Source organism: Cryobacterium sp. Y62, from assembly GCF_002929785.1.
Lineage (GTDB): Bacteria > Actinomycetota > Actinomycetes > Actinomycetales > Microbacteriaceae > Cryobacterium.
In genome coordinates, this window is sequence record NZ_PJJK01000120.1 from 174,541 (window position 1) to 194,019 (window position 19,479).

Here is a 19,479-nt window from a genome sequence, read left to right on the forward strand (position 1 = left end):
CGGGGGAACCCACGCGGGAAGACACTTGTAGGCTAGGGGAGTGTTGGACTCCGAAAAGCCTACCCTGATGATCATCGACGGCCATTCCCTGGCATTCCGGGCGTTCTTCGCCCTGCCAGTGGATAGCTTTCAGACCCACGCCGGGCAGCATACGAACGCCATCCATGGTTTTCTGTCGATGCTGCTCAGCCTGCTGCGCAATGAGAAGCCGACCCACCTCGCGGTCGCCTTCGATATCTCCCGTGCTTCCTTTCGCACCCGGGAATACCCCGAGTACAAGGGCACCCGCAACGCGACGCCGCCGGAATTCCTTGGCCAGATTCCGCTGCTGCAGGAAGCCCTCGCTGCGATGAACATCACGACCATCACCAAGGAAGACTTCGAGGCCGACGACATTCTCGCGACCCTCTCGGTCGAGGGCACCGCAGCGGGCTACAACGTGCTCGTCGTTTCCGGCGACCGCGACGCGATCCAGCTAGTCAACGAGACCGTCACCCTGCTCTACCCGGCCAGCCAGGGCGTGTCAGCGCTCACCCGCTACGACCCGGCCCGGGTGCGTGAACGCTACGGCATCGAACCCGAGCAGTACCCCGACGTCGCCGCCCTGGTCGGCGAAACCAGCGACAACCTGATCGGCATCAGCAAGGTTGGCGAGAAAACCGCCGTGAAGTGGCTCGGCCTGTATGGCAGTCTCGACGGCATCCTCGAACACGCCGAGGAGATCAAGGGTGTCGTCGGCAACAACCTGCGCCAGCAGAAGGAGAACGCGATTCGCAACCGCCGGCTCAATCGCCTGGTCACTGACCTGGAGCTGCCCGTAGCGGTCGCCGCGCTCGAGCGCGGCGCCATGGACACCGACGCCGTGCGCGACATCTTCACCCGCCTCGAATTCAAAACCCTGCTCGACCGAGTGCTCAAGCTGGCCGGAGAAGATCCGACGGTTGAGGCATCCGTTGCTGTCATCGAGGAGGTGCCCGCGTTGCAGGCGCCTGTTGCGCAGGACCTGCTCGATGAAGAGTTGCAGTCCTGGCTTGACCGGGTGAGCAGCGCAAACCCGGCGGGCCTCGGCCTCACGGTGGAGGTGCAGGACGGCAAAGTGATCGGGTTTGGGCTGGCCAGCCCGAACGAAACCATCAATCTGCCCTGGCAAGCCGGTCGCAAGGACTACGCCCCGTTCGAATCGTGGCTCGCAGGCGACGCCCCGAAGATCATGAACGATGCCAAGCACCAGGTGAAGGCGCTGCGCCGCAGCGGGCTGCCCTTTGCCGGCCTGGCCTTCGACACCCTGGTCGGCGCCTGGCTCATTCGCCCCGGCGGCCCCGACAAAACCCTGGCCGACCTGGTATCGCGCTATCTCGACGAAACCTTGGCCGTCGCCGACCCCAACCAGCTCGTACCCGACGAAACGCAGCAGGCCGGAGCGCCCGCCCAGGCCTGGTATACCCTGCGTCTGTTCGCCGCCGTCGAGAAAGCCCTCGACCCCGGCTCGCTCAAACTGCTGCTCGAGATCGAGCTGCCGACCCTGTTGGCCCTGGCCGACATGGAACTGGCCGGTGTCAGCGTCTCGCACGAGCAGCTCGCCGAGCTTTCCGCCGAGCTCGGTACCAGCACGGCGAGCCTTGCCGCCGCTGCCTACGCCGAGATCGGCCGTGAGGTGAACCTCGGTTCGCCCAAGCAGCTGCAGGATGTGTTGTTCACCCAGCTCGAGATGCCCAAGACCCGCGCAAACAAGACCGGTTTTTCAACGGATGCCGGTGCTCTTGCCGACCTGCAAGCCAGCAACCCGCATCCGTTCCTCGATCTGCTACTCCAGCACCGCGACGCCACCAAGCTGCGCCAGATCGTGGAAACCCTCGACAAGGCCATCGACACGAGCGGCCGCATCCACACCACCTACGTGCAGATCGGCACGACCACCGGTCGCATCTCCTCGAACGACCCGAACCTGCAGAACATCCCAGTGCGCACCGAAGAAGGCCGGCGCATCCGGGCCGCCTTCCAAGCCGGCACCGGCAGTGAGAGCCTGCTCACCGCCGACTACTCGCAGATCGAGATGCGCATCATGGCGCACCTCTCCGAGGATGCCGGACTGATCGAGGCGTTCAACGCCGGGGAAGACCTGCACCGTTTCGTCGGTTCTCGCATCTTCGGAGTCGACCCGGCCGACGTGTCGGGCGAGATGCGCAGCAAGGTCAAGGCCATGAGCTACGGGCTCGCCTACGGCCTCAGCGCCTTTGGGCTGTCAAAGCAGCTGCGCATCGATACCAAAGAGGCCAAGCAACTCATGACCGACTACTTCGAGCGGTTTGGCGCGGTGCGCGACTACCTTCGAAACGTCGTCGAGCAGGCCAAGGTCGACGGCTACACCCAGACCATTTTCGGTCGGCGTCGGCCGTTTCCCGACTTGGCCAGCCCGAAACGGGTACTGCGCGACAACGCCGAGCGGGCCGCCCTCAACGCGCCTATCCAAGGCTCGGCGGCCGACATCATGAAGATCGCCATGAACGGTATCGCCGCCGATCTGCTGGATGCCTCGATGGAGTCCCGCATGCTGCTGCAGGTGCACGACGAATTAATTTTCGACGTCGTACCGGGGGAATGGGATGCCCTGCGCCAGGTCGTCACCCACAACATGGAGTCCGCTGCCGACCTTCTCGTTCCGCTGACAGTACAGGTTGGTCGCGGCGCCAACTGGGACGCCGCCGCGCACTAGTCCAACCGAGCGCGATCGAAGGGCTGAGGTGCGCCAAATCGTCTTTCCCTGCTCGGTTTCAGGGCGATTGGCTACCCTCACTCTGTCGGGTTGACCGGCCAAATTCCCCAATTGGGGGTACGCAATGAAACGTCGTGTTCTAGGCTCGATGCATGACAAATGACATCCAGCGCTCTCCCACGGCCATCGACGAGATCGCCGAAGAGTGGGTGGACACCCTCGTCGACCTCGACCCCACCGTGGGAACCTACATCGGCCGCACAGAGGGAGACGGTCGCTACGGCGATTACTCCCCGGCCGGTCACGAACGGTTCGTGGACGCGGCGAAGAAGACGATCGCGCAGTTGGATGCCGCCCGCCCGGCCGACAGCGTCGACGAAGTCACGCAAACCGACCTACGCAGCGAACTGTCGCTCACCGTCGAAAGCTCCGACGCCGAGCTGCAACTTCGCGACGTCAACGTGATTGCATCGCCCGCGCAGGAGATCCGCGAGATCTTCGACCTCATGCCCACGAAAACTGTCGAAGACTGGGCCAACATCTCGAGCCGCCTCGGCAACCTGCCAGTGGCCATCGACGGGTACATCGAGACCCTGCGCCACGGCATCGAACGCGGCGTGACACCGGCGCGCCGCCAGGTGCGAGAGGTGCTCGCCCAAGCCCAGCGCCACGCTGCCAACGACGGGTTCTTCGCCGAATTCACCGCGAATGCGTCGCTCGATACCGGAACCCTGCCCGCCTCTCTAGCTAAGGATCTCGGCCTCGGTGCCCGCAAATCAGCGACCGCGTACGACAAGCTCGCCACCTTCTTTCGCGACGAGCTTGAGGGTACTGCCACTGAAAACGATGCGATCGGCCGTGACCTGTATACCCTCGCCTCCCGCCGCTTTCTCGGCGCCACCATCGACCTCGACGAAACCTATGAGTGGGGCATCGAAGAGCTCGCCCGCATGGTCGAAGAGCAAGAGAAGATCGCCGACCAGATCAAGCCCGGCGCGAGCGTGCTCGAAGCCATCGCCTACCTCGACACCGACCCGAGCCGCAAACTGCACGGCACCCCGGCGCTGCAGGAGTGGATGCAGAAAACCAGCGACAAAGCCGTCGCCGACCTGGCCGAAACCCAGTTCGACATTCCCGACGAGATCAAAACCATCGAGTGCATGATCGCTCCGACCCAGGAGGGCGGTATCTACTACACCGGCCCAACCGACGACTTCTCCCGGCCCGGCCGCATGTGGTGGTCCGTTCCGGTCGGCGTGACCGAATTCGACACCTGGCGTGAACTGACGACCGTGTATCACGAGGGCGTTCCCGGCCATCACCTACAGATCGGGCAGGCCGTCTACAACCGGAATAAACTCAATACCTGGCGCCGCCAGCTGGCCGGGACCTCGGGCCACGCCGAGGGCTGGGCGCTCTACGCCGAACGCCTGATGGAACAACTCGGCTACCTCGACGACCCGGCCGATCGTCTCGGCATGCTTGACGGGCAGCGGATGCGCGCAGCTCGCGTGGTCCTCGACATTGGGGTGCACCTCGGCAAACCCCTGCCCGACGGCTCCGGCCCTTGGACCGCCGACTACGCCTTCGAATTTCTCGGCCAGAACGTCAACATGAACGAGAGCTTCGTCAAATTCGAGGTCAACCGCTACCTCGGCTGGCCGGGCCAGGCTCCCTCCTACAAGGTCGGCCAGCGCATCTGGGAGCAGCTGCGCGACGAGAACGCTGCCCGCGAGGGAGCGAACTTCTCGATCAAGGCATTTCACCGTCGTGCCCTCGACCTCGGCGGCGTCGGCCTCGACACCCTGCGGTCGGCGCTGGCCTAGCCCGTCGGTAGCACTTGGGCCGGCCCGGCCGGCCCAAGACGTAGTCCTCGGCGGGAATATACGAATCGGTAAACTGAACTTGTGCGTCCCGCCGAATTGTCCCCGTCCGACACCGGCACTGTCTCAACGACCGGCACTGTCTCAACGACCGGCACTGTCTCAACGACCGGCACTGTCTCAACGACCGGCACTGTCTCAACGACCGGCACTGTCTCAACGACCGGCACTGTCTCAACGACCGGCACTGTCTCAACGACCGGCACTGTCTCAACGACCGGCACTGTCTCAACGACCGGCACTGTCTCAACGACCGGCACTGTCTCAACGACCGGCACTGTCTCAACGACCGGCACTGTCTCAACGACCGGCACTGTCTCAACGACCGGCACTGTCTCAACGACCGGCACTGTCTCAACGACCGGCACTGTCTCAACGACCGGCACTGTCTCAACGACCGGCACTGTCTCAACGACCGGCACTGTCTCAACGACCGGCACTGTCTCAACGACCGGCACTGTCTCAACGACCGGCACTGTCTCAACGACCGGCACTGTCTCAACGACCGGCACTGTCTCAACGACCGGCACTGTCTCAACGACCGGCACTGTCTCAACGACCGGCACTGTCTCAACGACCGGCACTGTCTCAACGACCGGCACTGTCTCAACGACCGGCACTGTCTCAACGACCGGCACTGTCTCAACGACCGGCACTGTCTCAACGACCGGCACTGTCTCAACGACCGGCACTGTCTCAACGACCGGCACTGTCTCAACGACCGGCACTGTCTCAACGACCGGCACCGCACCCATCTCACGTGCACCAGCCCGGACCGGGCCACGGCTCAAACCCAAACGCGCCCTGATCGATCGCCCGGGCATCCGTTTTTTGTTTCTGGCTCCGGCGGGCGCATCGCTGCTGCTGGGACTCTACGCTGCGACGGCGCTGCTCGGCTTGGACGTTCCGCCACTTGCCGACCGTCTGGCCGCGTCGCACGGCGCCCTGATGGTGTTCGGCTTCGTCGGCACCTTGATCGTGCTTGAACGGGCCGTCGCCATCAAGAAATGGTGGGCTTTCACCGCGCCGGCGCTGCTCGGTCTCGGCAGCCTGCTCGTGCTGGCGCCCCTGCCGACCTGGATCGGCCGCACCACGATCGTCGTCGGCGCGATCGGCCTGCTGCTGATCTACCGCACGATCTGGCGTCGGCAGGCGATGACGGCCACCGCCATCCAGTTCCTCGGCGGCATCAACCTGGTCGTCGCCGCCGTTCTCTGGCTCGCCAACGTTCCGGTCGCCCACTTGATCCCGGCTTTCAGCGCCTTCCTCGTGTTGACGATCGTCGGCGAACGCCTCGAACTCGCTCGGTTATCCCTACGCGGCACCCACCCCGGGCGCGGCCTGCTCTGGGCGTCGCTGTCATTGAGCGGCTGCGTCTCGCTCGCCCTCTGCCTGCCGGCCGTCGGATATCCATTCTTCGGCCTGGCCCTGCTCTGGGTGGTCTCCTGGCTGTTCCTGCACGATGTCGCACGCCGCACGCTCCGGGCCACCGGGCTGCCACGGTACATGGCTGCCTGTCTGCTCAGCGGCTACGCCTGGCTGATCGTCGCCGGAGTGATCTGGATCATCGGCGGTGCCACGACAAACGGACCGATCTACGATGCCGCCGTTCACGCCGTGCTGCTCGGATTCACCCTCTCGATGATCATGGCGCACGCCCCCGTCATTTTGCCGGCCGTGCTGCGCCGCCCGCTGCCGTACCGGCCGATCATGTACCTGCCCGTCGTTCTCCTGCACGCTTCGCTTCTGCTGCGGGTGCTGTTCGGCGACGGTCGCGGACAGCTCACCCTGCTGCAGCTCGGCGGCTCACTCAGCATCGCCGCCCTGCTGCTGTTCATCATCATCGCCGTGGCCTCCGCTGCCCGCGCCCCGATGCCAAACGCCAGCCCCGCCAGAAAAAACCGTCAATGAGCCCCGTCACCGCCCGAGTGCACGCCCGCCGGACCTGGTACCTGCAGACCAACGCCGTGGTCGTCGGCTGGCTTGCCGTGCTCGCGGTCGTCGTTCTGGTGCATCAGGGTATTCCGGGCGCCGACTGGCTTATGGTGCATCTGCTGCTGCTCGGCGCCGTCAGCACCGCGATCCTCATCTGGAGCCAGCATTTCGCCGACACTCTGGTTCGGCGGCCGGCCCTCAGCGGGCGCCGGTCGCTGATCATTCGCCTGACCGGGCACACGCTCGGGGCGATTCTCGTGCTGGTCGGCATGACCGTCAACCTGTTCCCTGTGGTGCTCGTCGGTGGCTTAATTGTCGGCGCGGTCGCGGTGCTGCACGCGGTTTTCCTCGGCGGCCAGCTGTACCGGGCGAAACCCACCCGCTTCGGCTCGCTCGTGCGCTACTACGTGGCAGCCGCCGTGAGCCTCGCCGTGGGAGTAGGCCTCGGCATCTGGATGGCGAACCCGGGGACCGGCGGCGATCTGCACTCCCGCCTCTACCTGGCGCATATCATTCTCAATCTACTTGGTTGGGTCGGCCTGACCGCGGTCGGCACCCTGCTGCTGCTCTGGCCCACCGTGCTGCGCACCCGCCTCGGCGATGGAACGGATGCGGCCGCCCGCACCGCCCTACCCTTGCTCGCGGCCGGCGTGGTCGTCGCCGCCGGTGCCAGCCTGGCTGGTCTTCCGCTCGGCGCTGCCGCGGGCAGCCTGCTCTACCTGATCGGCCTCGTGCCCGTCGTACGCGAGGCCGTGCGGCAGGCCCAACAGGCGCCGCCGACCACGTTCGCCGGCTGGAGCCTGGCCGCATCGATCGCCTGGCTCACGTTCAGTGTCGGGGTGCTCGGCTGGCTGGTGGCGACCGCTCCTACTCTGACTGACGCCGTTGCCCGCCTGGGCTGGCTGCTGATTCCGCTGCTGGCCGGCTTCGCGGTGCAATTGCTGCTCGGCGCCCTGAGCTATCTGGTACCGATGGTGTCCGGCGGCGGACCGCAGGCAGGCAAGGCCGCCGCCGCCGAACTCGACCGGGCGCCGCTGTTTCGTCTGCTTGTCGTCAACGGTGGCATCTTGCTGTACCTGCTGCCGGTGCCGAGCCTAGTCAAGGTCGTGCTGTCCCTGCTGGTCTTCGGGGTGCTGCTGAGCTTTCTGGTGCTGCTGGTGCGCGCAGTCATGGCGGGCGGACGTCTCCGCTCTCGGACCGGGTCTGCCCCGGTTGCCCGGCTCGCCACGAAGCCAGCCGGCCCGCGCCACACACGCAGCGGAATGGCCGCTGCCGCGGTTGGAGTGCTCGTGCTGGCCGTCACCGCGGGCGTCGCTCTTGACCCGGTTACGGCCGGGGTCGGGGCAGCATCGGTCACCGCTTCGGACACCGCGACCGCCTCGGGCGAGATCACTCAGGCCACCGTGACCATGCTCGACATGAGATTCTCGCCCTCCAGCCTGACCGTACCCGCCGGCAACCGGCTTGAACTGACCATCACCAACGACGACACGGCCGTGCACGACCTCACTCTGGCGACCGGCATCACGTCGGGCCGGGTCACCCCGGGGGAGACGGTCGTCATCGACGCCGGCATCCTGGCCGCCAGCAGCGAAGGCTGGTGTTCCATCGCCGGCCACCGCCAGATGGGCATGGTGCTGCAGATCGATGTCAACGGCGGGGCGAATACCGAGTCGACGGATGCCGCGGCCGACCACATAGACCACGCTGGATCCGGTCTAACCGACTCCTCCGCCGCCGACGATCTCGGCGCCCAAACCGAGCCTTCGATCGGATTTGAGGCGCGCGACGCCGCACTGCCGCCCGCATCGACTGACACCCACCACGAGTACACCTTTCGGGTCGGCGACACCGAGCTGGAGGTCGCCCCCGGCGTAACCCAGACCCTGTGGCCGTTCAACGGCACCGCGCCCGGCCCTACCCTGCGTGGAAAGGTCGGCGACACCTTCACGATCACCCTGATCAACGAGGCTACGACCGGTCATTCCCTCGACTTCCACGCCGGCGCGCTCGCTCCCGACGGCCCGATGCGCACCATCGAGCCGGGCGAAACCCTCGAGTACTCCTTCACCGCGACGCGGTCAGGTATCTGGCTCTACCACTGCTCCACCATGCCGATGTCGCTGCACATCGCCAGCGGCATGTTCGGGGCGGTCGTCATCGACCCCGCCGGACTCGACCCGGTTGACCGGGAATACCTACTCGTGCAGTCCGAATTTTACCTGGGGCCGCAGGGGGGCACCGCCGACTCCGACAAGATCGCCGCGGCTACCCCCGACCTCGTCGTGTTCAACGGCTACGCCAACCAGTATCAAGAGCAGCCGCTCACCGCGAAGGTGGGGGAGCGCATCCGTTTCTGGGTGGTTGACGCAGGACCGAACCTGATGAGCTCCTTTCACATCGTGGGCGGACAGTTCGACACGGTCTACGCTGAGGGCGACTACCGGCTGCGTGCCGGCGGTAGCACCGGTACCGGCGGCAGCCAGTCGTTGGCTCTCGCGCCGGCGCAGGGTGGGTTTGTCGAGCTGGTTTTTCCAGAAGCCGGCACCTATTCCTTCGTGACGCACGTTATGACCGATGCTGAACGCGGCGCGGCCGGGCATATCCGGGTTGTTCCGTAGGGCCTACTGTTGGAAGCTGAATCTCGAGTTGCCCCTGATCTCCCGGGGTAGCTAGTATGGAGTGTCACAATTGTGACGCCTATCCGCTGCCACGCGCGGAACGTTCTACGGTCTTTCTATACCGCGGAGCATCCAAAACATCTGAAGTATTTTCGCGTGTGGCCCGATTATGTCCATCCTGGAGCAACTACTATATGACAATCGCAACGACCGAACGGGCACCCAAGCAGGTCGCCATCAACGATATTGGATCTGCTGAAGACTTTCTTGCCGCGGTCGAAAAGACTCTGAAATTCTTCAACGACGGAGACCTCATCGAGGGCACCGTAGTGAAGATCGACCGCGACGAGGTTCTCCTCGACGTTGGGTATAAAACTGAGGGTGTCATTCCCTCTCGCGAACTTTCCATCAAGCACGACGTTGACCCCTCTGAGGTTGTCAAGGTCGGCGACCTGGTCGAGGCCCTCGTTCTTCAGAAAGAAGACAAAGAAGGCCGCCTCATCCTCTCCAAGAAGCGCGCTCAGTACGAGCGTGCATGGGGCGACGTTGAGAAGATCAAGGAGTCCGACGGTGTTGTCACCGGTTCGGTCATTGAGGTCGTCAAGGGTGGACTCATCGTCGACATCGGCCTGCGCGGCTTCCTGCCGGCATCGCTCATCGAACTTCGTCGCGTTCGCGACCTGACCCCGTACCTGGGCCAGGAAATCGAAGCGAAGATCCTCGAACTCGACAAGAACCGCAACAACGTTGTGCTGTCGCGCCGCGCCCTGCTCGAGCAGACACAGAGCGAAAGCCGCACCACGTTCCTCAATAACCTCCAAAAGGGACAGGTCCGCAAGGGCGTCGTCTCCTCGATCGTCAACTTCGGTGCGTTCGTCGACCTTGGCGGCGTCGATGGTCTGGTTCACGTTTCCGAGCTCAGCTGGAAGCACATTGAGCACGCCAGCGAGGTCGTTGAAGTTGGCCAGGAAGTCACCGTCGAGATCCTCGAAGTTGACCTCGATCGCGAGCGTGTCTCTCTGTCGCTCAAAGCAACGCAGGAAGACCCGTGGCAGGTATTCGCCCGCACCCACGCCATCGGCCAGGTTGCACCGGGTAAGGTCACCAAGCTCGTTCCGTTCGGCGCGTTCGTTCGCGTTGCTGAGGGCATCGAGGGTCTCGTGCACATCAGCGAGCTGTCCGGCAAGCACGTTGAGCTCGCCGAGCAGGTTGTCTCGGTCGGCGACGAGGTGTTCGTCAAGGTCATCGACATCGACCTCGAGCGTCGCCGCATTTCGTTGAGCCTCAAGCAGGCTAACGATGGCGTTGACCCCGACGGTACCGAGTTTGACCCAGCGCTCTACGGAATGCTCACCGAGTACGACGACAAGGGTCAGTACAAGTACCCCGAGGGCTTCGACTCCGAGACCAACGAGTGGCGCGAAGGCTTTGACGAGCAGCGCGAAAAGTGGGAGCAGGACTACGCTGCAGCCCAGGCACGTTGGGAAGCCCACAAGAAGCAGGTTTCGACCGCGAACGACGAGATCGCTGCCCCCAGCGACGTCGCACCGGCTGGCTCTGCCTTCTCGAGCGAGTCGGCTGGCGCCGGCACGCTCGCCGACGACGAAGCACTCGCGGCTCTCCGCGAGAAGCTCTCCGGCGGCAACTAGCACCATAGCTTTACCACTGCGCTGTTTCACCGCTACAGTGTGACTGCGCAAGGCGGGCCGCATCCTTCGGGATGCGGCCCGCCTTGTTTTAACCGGGGCGACGAAAGCGGATGCCGACGGACCGCGCACTTGGTGGTATCCGCCATCGCTACGCAATCGTCATGAGTCGCGTCGTCGTTCGTGGTATACCTGATAGTGAGGAAATTTCCTCTATTTTGTCGCGCCTCGGTATTCACAAAATTGCCCAGCGGATGCGGCTACCGCCATTTGCAATCGGCTTCTGGCCGGCAGAACACAGTGCACAACGGTTTCACAGCCCCATCGGAGAGTTTCATGAATAGATTTTGTCCCGTTGATTCCTCCGGCGACCGGGTCGAGAACAATTCTGAATGGCGGGGCTCGACGGACGACGAGGGTACACCTTTCGACGGAGCTCTGTCATGGCCAGTCAATGGCCTGCCGCGCCATGCTGCCCGAACGACCGCCAACGCCAACGCCGAACCGCTTGCCGCTACGGCGCCAGCCCCCAGCCCCAGCGTCGTCGTCGAAGCATCTTCCAGCTCCGGACCGCAGCGACCTGTGAAACCCGAGGATGAAAATTGCGCTGCACTCGGGGAAGGTTCCGTGCAGGAAGTGATCGCCATGGGTGGTCACGATTCCAAATGCATCTTCGCGGGTCTCAGCGACGCTGTCGCCGCTATAGCTGAGCCGGGGGGAACATCCACTGCCCTCGTCGTCGAAGACGACCACATGTCGGCGAAGCTCGTCCGACTTTTCCTCGAAGCCGAGGGCTTCGCGGTGGTTGTAGCTTCCACGGGAGAGGAGGCACTCGATCTTGCCCGCCAAGTCCCGCTCAGCCTCATCACCCTCGACGTGAAATTGCCGGGGATAGACGGGTGGAACTTTCTGCTTCAGCTGCATGAATCGCCAAAATTCGCGTCAATCCCGGTCGTGGTCATCGCCGGCGATGTGGACATGAGTGTGGCGTTGAGTCGTGGCGCAGCGGCCGTGCTGGAAAAACCGCTCCAGCGAGCGGAACTGCAGAATTCCCTTTCCCTGCTGGGGTTGCGCCCCAACCGTTCCCATCCCCGCTGTATCCTCGTCGTTGACGAAGACCGGGAAACCTTCGAGCAGGTGACCTCGTATTTGGAGAAACCCACCTACTGCGTCAAATCCGCCGAGACCGGCGACGCGGCGATCACCGACGCCCTCGCGCTGGCTCCTGATCTGATCCTGATCAATCTGATGATGGAAGAACTGGGAGGCTTCAAGATCGTGCAAGCGCTGCAGGAGCATGCGGCGACGCAGCATATCCCGGTTCTGGTCACGTCTTCGGAACAGCTCACCGACCAGGAACAAGACACCCTCGACAGCGATCCAGGACAACCCATCGTCGTTATGAACAGGCCCGACCTCAACCGTGAGGCGTTGCTCGCCGAGATCAAGCGCGCCCTCGAATAGGAAGATCTCAACCACCGGCGCGGGGCCCCGCGAAAAGTCGACGCATCCGCGTGGCGGATGCGCGCGGTGCAACCCCACGCAGCAGATAGTCTGACGGAATGTATCTGATTGGGCTGACCGGCGGAATCGCCTCGGGTAAGAGCACAGTTGCGACGCGACTGGTCGAACACGGCGCGGTGGGCGTCGATGCTGACCAGTTGGCCCGCGAGGTCGTCGAGCCCGGCACTCCCGGGCTCGCAGCAGTCTCGGCGGAGTTCGGTAGCACTGTGCTGCTGCCGGACGGCAGCCTAGACCGGCCTGCGCTCGGTGCCATCATCTTCGCCGACCCGATGAGACGTAAACGACTCAACGCGATCATCCACCCACAGGTGCGCCAGCTCACCCGCGACCGGATCGCGGCCGCGGCCGCTGCCGATCCGCACGCCATCGTGGTCTATGACGTTCCGCTGCTCGCCGAAGCGCAGGCCGGCGGCCTGGTCACCTTCGATCTGGTCGTGGTCGTGCACGCCGACGCGGCGACCCGGATTCAACGCATGATCGCCCTCCGCGGACTGACAGAGGCGCAGGCCACCCAGCGGATCGGCGCGCAGGCGACCGATGAGGAACGACTTGCCGTCGCCGACGTCGTGATCGACAACACCGGCACGCTCGATGCTACGCGGGCGCAGGTCGATGTGCTCTGGGAGCGAGTGCTCGCCGCTGAAACCCGCGAGACCACGACGACCGATGGCATCCGCTCGCCGATTTCGGCTCCGCAGAACTGACTGTCAGACCGCCTTTGTAGAATGGAGGCATGGAACCAACGCGCTCTGTGAACCCGTTTGAAGTGGTCAGTGAGTACACGCCGAGTGGCGATCAGCCGTCCGCGATCGCCGATCTGACCGCCCGCCTCAATGCCGGCGAGACCGACATCGTGCTGCTCGGTGCGACGGGAACCGGTAAGTCAGCGACGACCGCCTGGCTGATCGAGCAGGTGCAACGTCCGACGCTCGTTCTGGCCCACAACAAGACGCTCGCTGCCCAGCTGGTTAACGAATTCCGCGACCTCATGCCCAACAATGCGGTCGAATACTTCGTTTCCTACTATGACTACTACCAGCCAGAGGCTTACGTTCCGCAGACCGACACTTTCATTGAGAAGGACTCTTCGATTAACGAAGAGGTCGAGCGACTGCGGCACTCCACAACGAACTCGCTACTGAGCCGCCGCGACGTCATCGTGGTGTCGACCGTGTCCTGTATTTACGGTCTGGGCACGCCACAGGGCTATCTCGACGCCATGATCGCGCTACAGATCGGCCAAAAAGTCAGCCGCGACTGGTTGGTTCGCAAATTTGTCGCCATGCAGTACAAGCGCAACGATGTCGACTTCTCCCGAGGTAATTTTCGGGTGCGCGGCGACACCATCGAAATCATTCCCATGTACGAAGAGCTCGCCATTCGCATCGAAATGTTCGGCGACGAGATTGAAGGTCTGTACAGCCTGCATCCGCTCACCGGCGATATCGTCAAGAAGCTCGATTCGGTATCGGTCTTTCCAGGCTCGCACTACGTCGCAAGCGACGACGTCATGCGCCGGGCAATCGGCACCATCGAAATCGAACTGGCCGACCGGCTCGAAGTGCTCGAACGCGAGGGCAAACTGCTCGAAGCCCAACGGCTGCGCATGCGCACCACCTTCGACCTCGAAATGATGGAGCAGATCGGCTTCTGCTCGGGTATCGAGAACTACTCCCGGCACATCGATGCGCGCGAACCGGGGGAGGCTCCGCACTGCCTGCTCGACTATTTTCCCGATGACTTTCTCATGGTCATCGACGAGTCGCACGTGACCGTTCCTCAGATCGGTGCCATGTATGAGGGGGATTCCTCGCGCAAGCGCACCCTCGTCGACCACGGCTTTCGACTGCCGAGCGCGCTCGATAACCGACCGCTCAAGTTCGACGAGTTCAAGAATCGGGTCGGCCAGACCGTGTACCTCTCGGCCACGCCGGGTAAATACGAGATGGGCATCGCAGATGGCATCGTCGAACAAATCATTCGCCCGACTGGCCTGATCGACCCGCAGATCATCGTCAAGCCGAGCAAGGGGCAGATCGACGACCTGCTCGAAGAAATCAAGAAGCGTAGCGAACGCAACGAACGCGTGCTGGTCACGACGCTTACCAAGAAGATGGCCGAGAACCTCACCGACTTTCTCACCGAGGCCGGGGTGCGCGTGCGCTACCTGCACTCCGACGTCGACACCCTGCGCCGGGTCGAGCTGCTGACCGAACTGCGCGCGGGCATCTACGATGTGCTCGTCGGCATCAACCTGCTGCGTGAGGGCCTCGACCTGCCCGAGGTATCCCTCGTCGCCATCCTCGACGCCGACAAGGAAGGCTTCCTGCGCTCGGCCACCTCACTCATCCAGACCATCGGGCGCGCCGCCCGCAACGTGTCCGGTGAGGTACACATGTACGCCGACCGGCTCACCGCCTCGATGGAGAAGGCGATCGACGAGACCGACCGCCGCCGTGAGAAGCAGGTTGCCTACAATACGCTGCACGGCATCGATCCGACCCCGCTGCGCAAACGGATCGGCGACATCACCGAGGCCCTCGCCCGCGAAGAGGCCGACACCGCCGAACTGCTCGCGGGCCGCGATGCCCGCCGCAAGAGTTCGACGCCCAACCGCCGGGTCGGCTTGGCCGCGAACGGCGCCAACGACCTCGAGTCGATTATCGCCGATCTCAACTCGCAGATGCTTGAGGCTGCTGGCGAGCTCAAGTTCGAGCTCGCCGCCCGCCTCCGCGATGAGCTCTCCGAGCTCAAGCGCGAGCTCCGGCAGATGGAGAAGGCCGGCCACCTGCAGTAACCGAGGCCTGTGCGCCTCGCGGCACGTGTTTGAGAAGCTGGCACGGGTTGAATCACATGCCAACTTCTCAACCAGTGCCGCGAGAGCGGATCCCCGATCCCCGGCCGGTCAATTAGTCGAACGCGGCCCGATTGCTGAACCGAGTGCGGTTTCCCCCAGCAGTGAGGGCACCACCGACCGCGACGACCGCCGGCACCGCCACCACGATCAGCGCGAGCTGCAGCCACGGGGGAGCGAATGGCAGCAAAGAGAGCCCAGCGGTGTCGCGGGTCAGCGACAGCGCGAGTGAGGGAACCAGCCCGAGCAGCACCCCGATGACGCTGCCGAGGCCAACGATCACCACCGCCTGCCAGAAGCCGAAAGCCCGGCGCACTCGCGGGGAAGCCCCGAGCGAGGTGAGCACGGCGTTGTCCCGGTGCCCGTCGGCGCGGGCGAGCCCGATGGTGATCGACGCCGTGACCAGGGCGATGACGGCGGTGAGACCGAGCAGGGCCCAGGTCCACGACGCGCCGAAGACCTGCGGCCCAGGCTCCACCTGCACGTTCAGGTTCGGGGACACTGCGGTGACGGTTCCCAACACGTGGTCTTTCTCGGCCTGAGTGGGTGCCGTGCCGAGGCTGCTGATCACCATCGTCGGTCGATAATCCAGTTTCATCGAGTCGGCCGTTGATTCGAGCATGAAGACCGCGTACGGCAGCGGATGCTCCGGCTGCTGTAGGGTCGCGGCCAGTGTCACACTGCGGTCCGGACTGTCTGTCGAATCGAGCGACGTCATCCAATCGACGATCACGGTCTCGTCCGCCAGGTACTGCTCATAGGTGCTCACCGCACCGCCCGCGGCGAGCGTGGCCCGTGATTGCTCTGACACGGGTTCGCCGAGAATCGCGGCAAAGTCATCGAGATCGCCGACCCAGATGTGGTCGTTGCCACTAGACATCCTCATGTCGAGGTAATAGGGCGTTGGGCAGCGGATGTCGGTGCGCATTTCGGTCGTCGCCATGTCGTTTTGATCGGCATCGCTCGGGCACACCGTGCCGGGGTTGATTCGCGGATAGGCGAAGACTGGCACGCCATCGGCGGCGGTGGCGTTTGCGCTGGTAGCAGCATCCGCTTCGACAGCGCCGGCTTCGGGGTTGGAAAACTGCAAGTCGCCGGGTGGATCCGCTGCGCTGCTGAGCAGGCGAGCGTGCGCATCGGGGAAGGCGCTATCCAGGGCTTCCACCACCTCGGGTCCACTGTCCTGCATCACAAACTCGTAAGGAGGCTCGTTGCCGTAGGCGTTCAGACCCACCCATGCGGTGTTGAGCGGAACGGGGTACGTATAGTCCTTTGTCGAATTCAACTGAGCGGTCGAAATGAGGGTCATCGCGAAGGTCGCCACGAAGACGCAGCTCATGATGGCAGCGAGAGCCGGAACGCTGCGCCCGGGGTTGCGAGCCACATCGCGGGTTGCGAGCCTCGCACCCGGTCCGAACCGCGAGGCTAACCGGGCAGCCCAGCGCAGAATCAGGGGAGCGACGAACACGGCTCCGATCTGCATGATTACCGGACCGGCGACAATGAGGCCGATCCCGAAATTGGCGAGCCCCATCTGATAGGTCGGCGCAAAAGCGGCGAGCTCGACCAGGCCGCCGGTAACGGCGATGACGGCGCCCAAAACCAGGAGGACGAGCCCTGCCACCGGGCGGCGGCGCGTGACCCGTGGCGGACGCTGAGCGCCGCGCAGTGCCGCCAAAACGTCAATGCGGCCAGCCGCCCGGGCCGGCACTGCCGCCGCACACCAGCCGGCCAGCACGGCGAAGGCCGCGATGACCAACAGGGACAACAGATCGAGGTGAAAGCCCGGATACCGGCTCGCGCTGCCGTTCGCGGAGAACTGCATGAAGATCCACGCGGCGCCAAGTCCGAGAACGGTTCCCAAGGCCGCTCCGAGAGAGCCGAGAATGATGCCGCCGAAAGACATAACGCGAAACAACATGCGCCGGTCACCGCCGACGCTCGCCAGGGTCGCGAGCGTACGCTGCTGGGTGCGGGCGCCGACGGTGAACGCGGCACCCGCCAGCAACGCCACCTCGAACAGGGCGAAGGCGCCGAGGAGAACGAGGAAGAGGTCGACGAAATCTCCGGAGGACCCGCCGTCAAAGGGACTGCTGCCCGCCGGCGGCGGGTCGAGCAGAACGTTGCGCGACAGCACGGTCGCGCCGCGCGGGTTGAGATCACGGATCTGGCTCCAGGTGAGCGGTGTGTCGGGCAAGTACCACTCGGTCATCAGGTCAGCATCGTCGGGCATGACGCCGTCGAAGACGCCTGGCAGCCCGTAAAACGCGACCACCGAGTCGTCGAGGGTCGCGCTTCGAATCGTGCCTGAAATGGTGAACGACGCGACAACGGGCGCGGCGAACGTGGCGGTCGACCCGAGCTTCACCCCGAGTCGGTCCAGCGTGGCAGCGGTCACCATGATCTGTTCGTCATTGGTCGGGGCCGATCCCGCCGTCACGTCCCATTTTCCCGCGAAGGCGGGGTCCCACGGCTGGCCCTGCACGGCCGAAAAGGAACCGAGCCCGTCCTTCGTCTCCGCGACCACCGCCGTCGAGCGAATGGACAACATGGAGGTGCCCTTGGAGAACAGTGATGCCGCGGCGACGGGCGTGGGTTCAATCGACTGTAGAGCGTCAGCGTCAGCAATATCGTCCCTCGTCCCCCAAGATCCGTCGTTCAGCGGGGCCTGGATGAGCTTCGGTTCGGGCGCTGACACGATCTGTACCCGGGCTTCGGTCGATCCGAGCTCGAGGACCACGCGTTCGGCCGGGGTAGCGACATTACTCGCGTCGACCGTCGTGATTCCCACCAGGCCGAGCACGGGAATTGCCACGAGCAGGGCGATCAGCGCGCTGCGACCCGGGGATTGTCCGGCCATCCGACGGGCGATCCGAAACGCAATTCGAGTAGATCCCGAGCGCCCGCCAGCGAGCGAACTCGGTTCAGCACTCATGCCGGCAGCCCACTCAGCAAGCTCGTTACAGCGGATGCCCGCGACTCGTCCACGATCCGCCCGTCGCGCAGAAAGACAATCCGGTCCGCCCAGGCCGCATGGCGAGCATCATGGGTGACCAGAATGCCGCCGGCACCCGCATCGACTCGAGAGCGAAGCATCCGCAGCACGAGCTCGCCGGTCGTGCTGTCGAGGGCACCGGTGGGCTCATCGGCCAGAATCAACGACCGGCCGCCGACGACCGCACGGGCGATCGCCACGCGCTGTTGCTGACCGCCAGACAGGTCGGAGGGAAAATGCTGGGCCCGATCGCCGAGCTCGACGATATTGAGCGCATCGACGGCTGGACGGTGCGCCCTCTTCGACGTCCACCCGTCGAGTTCGAGCGGCAGGCTCACGTTTTCAAGCGCGGTCAGTGAGGGGATCAGGTTAAAGTCTTGAAAGACGAAGCCGAGGCTGCGACGGCGCAGGGTCGCAAGTTCGCGCGCCGAGAGTTGACTGAGCCAGTGCCCCTCGACGATGACCTCCCCGGCCGTCGGCGGGGTCAGCCCGCCGGCCACGGTGAGCAGGGTCGATTTACCCGAACCGGATGCCCCCATCACCGCCACAAGTTCGCCACAGCGCACCGACAGGTCGACCCCCGCGAGTGCGGTGATCGCGGTCTCACCGCAGCCGTACTGCATCGAGACGCCGTCGAGCTGCAAAAGAATGTCGGAGCCGGTCATGCGCTGGCCGCCGCAGTCTTGGCCGGGCGGCCACGCTTGGGCACCGCGGTGTTCAGCGGCAGCGGAGCGGCCAGGCCGGCCGCCCGCGCCCTGGCTAGCCGGTGCTCGGAGTGGTCGAGCCACCGCGCTTCAGCCTCAGCGGCGAAGATGAGCGAGTCGATCACGAGCAGCCAGGCCAACTGCTCGGATGATTCCGGGTCGGCCGTCGCGTTCTTGGCGCGGGTCAGTTCCTGCAGGGTGCGCATGGTGGCGGTGCGCTGTACCTGAATCACCTGGGCAATGTCGACGCCGGGCAGCGTCACGGCGATCGCGAGCTTGATGGCGAGCTCGTCGCGGGTGGCCATGGTGCGCACCACGGGGGAGCCGAGCCAATCGGCGACCTCCGCGCGGCCGGCATTCGTTATTTCGACGTAATTTTGACCGTCAGCGTCGATGTCTGCCTTCTGTACGAGGCCGTCCCGCTCGAGCCGGTCGAGGGTGTTGTAGATCTGGCCGACGTTGAGCGGCCAGGTCGACCCGGTGCGACGGTCGAATTCGGCCCGCAACTGGTAGCCGTAGCACGGCCCCTGGTTCAGGATGGCGAGCAGGCTCTGGCGAACGGACATACGACCTCCGGCACTTCAATCGGCTAATAACTACTGAG

Annotated in this window: 12 protein-coding genes; 8 read left to right on the forward strand and 4 right to left on the reverse strand. The window is 64.4% G+C overall.

Annotation, left to right across the window (positions count from 1 at the left end):
• The first annotated feature begins 40 nt into the window (after positions 1-40).
• Both polA and CXY71_RS19190 read left to right on the forward strand, forming a co-directional pair.
• Positions 41-2,713, forward strand: a complete 2,673-nt coding sequence (polA, locus tag CXY71_RS19185) for a DNA polymerase I (RefSeq protein ID WP_104139326.1) — start codon at positions 41-43, stop codon at positions 2,711-2,713.
• 152 nt (positions 2,714-2,865) lie between these two features.
• Entirely contained in the window at positions 2,866-4,539 is a 1,674-nt protein-coding gene (locus CXY71_RS19190) for a DUF885 domain-containing protein (protein ID WP_104139328.1), read from the forward strand.
• On the opposite strand, the gene CXY71_RS21550 is transcribed toward CXY71_RS19190, so the two are convergent.
• Positions 4,536-5,342, reverse strand: a complete 807-nt coding sequence (locus CXY71_RS21550; protein ID WP_199184373.1) for a hypothetical protein — start codon at positions 5,340-5,342, stop codon at positions 4,536-4,538. The genes CXY71_RS19190 and CXY71_RS21550 overlap by 4 nt on opposite strands.
• Positions 5,343-5,427: 85 nt before the next feature.
• Between CXY71_RS21550 and CXY71_RS19200 the strand changes: the two genes are divergently transcribed.
• From CXY71_RS19200 to uvrB, 6 genes are all read left to right on the forward strand, one after another.
• Entirely contained in the window at positions 5,428-6,507 is a 1,080-nt protein-coding gene (locus tag CXY71_RS19200) for a hypothetical protein (RefSeq protein WP_199184374.1), read from the forward strand.
• Positions 6,504-9,152, forward strand: coding sequence for a multicopper oxidase domain-containing protein (locus CXY71_RS19205; RefSeq protein ID WP_104139331.1), 2,649 nt, complete (start codon positions 6,504-6,506; stop codon positions 9,150-9,152). The genes CXY71_RS19200 and CXY71_RS19205 overlap by 4 nt, the downstream gene beginning before the upstream one ends.
• A gap of 194 nt (positions 9,153-9,346) precedes the next feature.
• The gene (gene rpsA, locus CXY71_RS19210) at positions 9,347-10,801 is read left to right on the forward strand and encodes a 30S ribosomal protein S1 (RefSeq protein WP_092107815.1); all 1,455 of its coding nucleotides are present in this window, start codon (positions 9,347-9,349) and stop codon (positions 10,799-10,801) included.
• Positions 10,802-11,551: 750 nt separating this feature from the next.
• Positions 11,552-12,262 carry a response regulator gene (locus tag CXY71_RS19215; protein WP_233198494.1) on the forward strand — a complete coding sequence of 237 codons (711 nt, stop codon included), beginning with the start codon at positions 11,552-11,554 and terminating at the stop codon, positions 12,260-12,262.
• Between the two features lie 98 nt (positions 12,263-12,360).
• A complete protein-coding gene (coaE, locus tag CXY71_RS19220) occupies positions 12,361-13,026 on the forward strand; it encodes a dephospho-CoA kinase (protein ID WP_104139337.1) in 666 nt (221 codons plus the stop codon).
• 29 nt (positions 13,027-13,055) lie between these two features.
• Positions 13,056-15,119: an excinuclease ABC subunit UvrB gene (gene uvrB, locus CXY71_RS19225; protein ID WP_104139340.1), complete on the forward strand. Its 2,064-nt coding sequence runs from the start codon at positions 13,056-13,058 to the stop codon at positions 15,117-15,119.
• Positions 15,120-15,231: 112 nt separating this feature from the next.
• Here uvrB and CXY71_RS19230 read toward each other — a convergent pair whose 3' ends face one another.
• From CXY71_RS19230 to CXY71_RS19240, 3 genes are all read right to left on the reverse strand, one after another.
• Positions 15,232-18,036 (reverse strand): FtsX-like permease family protein, encoded by a 2,805-nt coding sequence (locus CXY71_RS19230; protein WP_233204726.1) that lies wholly within the window; start codon positions 18,034-18,036, stop codon positions 15,232-15,234.
• A 71-nt stretch (positions 18,037-18,107) separates the two neighbouring features.
• Entirely contained in the window at positions 18,108-18,836 is a 729-nt protein-coding gene (locus CXY71_RS19235; protein ID WP_104139346.1) for an ABC transporter ATP-binding protein, read from the reverse strand.
• The gene (locus tag CXY71_RS19240) at positions 18,833-19,441 is read right to left on the reverse strand and encodes a PadR family transcriptional regulator (RefSeq protein WP_104139349.1); all 609 of its coding nucleotides are present in this window, start codon (positions 19,439-19,441) and stop codon (positions 18,833-18,835) included. Before CXY71_RS19240 ends, CXY71_RS19235 begins: the two co-directional genes overlap by 4 nt.
• Between the last annotated feature and the right edge of the window lie 38 nt (positions 19,442-19,479).

What these genes read in the sequence shown, in the direction of transcription:
- CXY71_RS19190 (WP_104139328.1), top strand. Translation starts at nt 2,866, where the DNA reads ATGACAAATGACATCCAGCGCTCTCCCACGGCCATCGACGAGATCGCC.
- CXY71_RS19215 (WP_233198494.1), top strand. Translation starts at nt 11,552, where the DNA reads ATGTCGGCGAAGCTCGTCCGACTTTTCCTCGAAGCCGAGGGCTTCGCG.
- CXY71_RS19230 (WP_233204726.1), bottom strand. Translation starts at nt 18,036, where the DNA reads ATGGCCGGACAATCCCCGGGTCGCAGCGCGCTGATCGCCCTGCTCGTG.
- rpsA (WP_092107815.1), top strand. Translation starts at nt 9,347, where the DNA reads ATGACAATCGCAACGACCGAACGGGCACCCAAGCAGGTCGCCATCAAC.
- coaE (WP_104139337.1), top strand. Translation starts at nt 12,361, where the DNA reads ATGTATCTGATTGGGCTGACCGGCGGAATCGCCTCGGGTAAGAGCACA.
- uvrB (WP_104139340.1), top strand. Translation starts at nt 13,056, where the DNA reads ATGGAACCAACGCGCTCTGTGAACCCGTTTGAAGTGGTCAGTGAGTAC.
- CXY71_RS19240 (WP_104139349.1), bottom strand. Translation starts at nt 19,441, where the DNA reads ATGTCCGTTCGCCAGAGCCTGCTCGCCATCCTGAACCAGGGGCCGTGC.
- CXY71_RS19235 (WP_104139346.1), bottom strand. Translation starts at nt 18,836, where the DNA reads ATGACCGGCTCCGACATTCTTTTGCAGCTCGACGGCGTCTCGATGCAG.
- CXY71_RS19205 (WP_104139331.1), top strand. Translation starts at nt 6,504, where the DNA reads ATGAGCCCCGTCACCGCCCGAGTGCACGCCCGCCGGACCTGGTACCTG.